Source organism: thiotrophic endosymbiont of Bathymodiolus puteoserpentis (Logatchev), from assembly GCF_900127505.1.
Lineage (GTDB): Bacteria > Pseudomonadota > Gammaproteobacteria > PS1 > Pseudothioglobaceae > Thiodubiliella.
Genome location: NZ_UEXF01000004.1, coordinates 5,232 through 7,768, shown reverse-complemented (window position 1 = coordinate 7,768; position 2,537 = coordinate 5,232). Strand labels below are relative to the sequence as shown.

Genomic DNA, 2,537 nt, shown 5'->3' with positions numbered 1-2,537 from the left:
TGAGGACCATCACTTGCTTTAATATGGTAATATTTTATTTGGGTACCTGATCTAGCGACTTTCATATAGTCGCCAGCGACATAAACAACACCTGTGTTACGCTTTTTCCCACTACTTTCATAGATGATAAATTTATTACCTATACCTGAATCTGCATACAAAGCGTAATCTATGCTAGTGTAAGAGCTATCAGTATTATCACTTGAAAGTCCAAGCATTACCCTGCCAGTGTTGCCAAGCTTGGCAATAACATAGCCGTCATTAATAAAGCCCTTGGAAGATGCAACATCGGCATTCCAGCCAGCACTAGCGGTTTTTTCATAAACGCCGCCATTAGTGTGGGTTATTTTGTTGCCGCCACCGATAACAAATTCAGTGTCAAGTAACGACTTAGAGATTTTTGCAGGACTCTTAATGCTACTGAGATCAATATTATTACCATCTGTGTCTCTAATGCCATTCAAAACAATATCATTTTTATTGTTAATCTGAAAATTGTCACTGTTAATCTTGTCGTTAGCTTGAATAGTGTAAGTAAACTCCAACATATTGGTGATTGTGTTATTACTACCTGTTAAAACGAATTCTTTGCCAGCAATCGTAATTTTATTTTCACCAACCTTTGTCAAAGTAACTGCCTCGTCCAGCGTTAGGCTTACTTTTATTTCATCGCCAATAGTGAGGACATCACCACTACTAGCTACACTGCTTATACGCCAAGCGTTGGCAATGGGTTTTGGTGCGTGCACATCGATCGTGTATTTACTTATGTTACTCAAGCCTTTAACCAGCCTTACGCCTGTGAGCTTAGCACCTTTGTCTTTAATTGAAGTGTCAATATGTAGTGCTGAAGTGGTGGAGATACCTGTTTGCGTTGCCAGTGTACGAATTGCATTGCCATCGCTATCAAGATGATAATAATTGATGACAGTGCCTTTGCGTTCAATCTTGATTTGATCGCCTACTTTATATCTATGATTAAAATCAGCATATTTTTTATCGTTATTACGCACATCTCTTATTTTATTGTTGTAAAGATAAACAGCGTGCTCAATGGTCTTGTAACTGCCATCTGGATTGTCAGTAGATAAACCCAACATAATGCCTTTTCTGGCGGCAGTTGAGTTTAGTGTAAAAATTGCATAACCGTCACCAACAAAACTTTCTTGAGAAAAGACATCAGTATCCCAAGAGGCATTACCTACTTGCTTCTCAATGGTGTAGCCTTGAAATGCATCACCAACTACAGTTAAATTGCGATTATCAAACTTGGTGACAATAGTGTTGCTCAGTGAGACTGGATAGATTGTATTGATGAAAGCGGGAGGGTAGCCCTTCCTATCAGAAATACCACTTATAATTAAGTCAGCTGATGATTTAATAGAAAACCCTTTTCCTTGTGTAAAGGCATCATTTGCTTGAATAGTACGTTCAAATACCAACTGTGTGCTTTCTATGGCACTTGCATTGGATTTGGCAAAGCCTTGATTGGTGCTGAGAGAAAATTCCAAACCATTGATGATTATCTTAGAATTGGCAGCATACTTCTCCTTACCATTTTGATATCGCATGACTTTGTCCATTGTCAAAGAAATTGTGATCTTATCTCCTATTTCAAAAACACTTTTGGTTGCTGAGTGTTCATCTGTTAGATAGACATTCATGGCAATCAAAACTGGACCTTCTTGGTTTATTTTTTCATTACTAACTTTTTGATGTTTTTGATTAGCATCCCCTAAATTCTTTGTCGCTTTTTGTTGTTCGTTCTGCAAGTGCAACTTATTATTTTTGTCACGCTGTTTAACATTATTAAGTTCTTCTTGTGTGTTTTTCTTACTTTGCTTAATGCCTTTTTTGCTGTCTTTGATCTCCTGATCGACTTTGTTCTTAACTTTGTCAATAGAACCAAATTGGGTATAACTATTGTGATGGTCGCTTTGTCCATTTTTGTTTAATTCGTTCCATCCCTCAGAATTCCCTTGGCCTTGGTTTTGCATTAAATTATTGTTACTACTGCCCAAAATATTCGTAATTTCCTGTGCGCCTTGATTGGCGTCTCCTTTATCGACCTGTGTATCGGTTTTCAAAGAGTTGACAGTATTCTTGTCTTGTTGTGATTGTGTGTCAACATTTGAGTTTTCATCGGCATTTGTTTGCTGATATTTCGAGCGATCTACATCTCTATTAACAGAATCTACATTTTTGGTGTAGTCCTTTGGTTCTTTAGGGGTAGAGTGGCTAGTACCACGAAGTTTGGTTGTGTCTGCCTCGTCTCCGTTGACGACTATTCCTATGGTTTGACTCACCAAAATACTTTTGGCAGTTTCCTTTAAATTGGACAACATGCCTTGCATAAGAGCTTTCATCTTAGCGGTAACGCTTTGTTTGTTAGTACCCACTTCAAGCATGGCGCCATAAAAATCACCGTCACCAATTTTGACGGTAATATTACCTTTGCCGGCTGCCAAGGCAATATTCATCCCATCACCATAACGCACATTGACATTATAATCACCCTTCATTACAGCCACATTAAC

The 2,537-nt window shown here is 38.2% G+C and carries 1 protein-coding gene; it reads right to left on the bottom strand.

From position 1 onward, the window contains the following. Positions 1-2,537 (bottom strand): hypothetical protein (locus tag BHECKSOX2_RS00060; protein WP_218973217.1); only part of this gene is annotated, 2,537 nt, incomplete at both ends.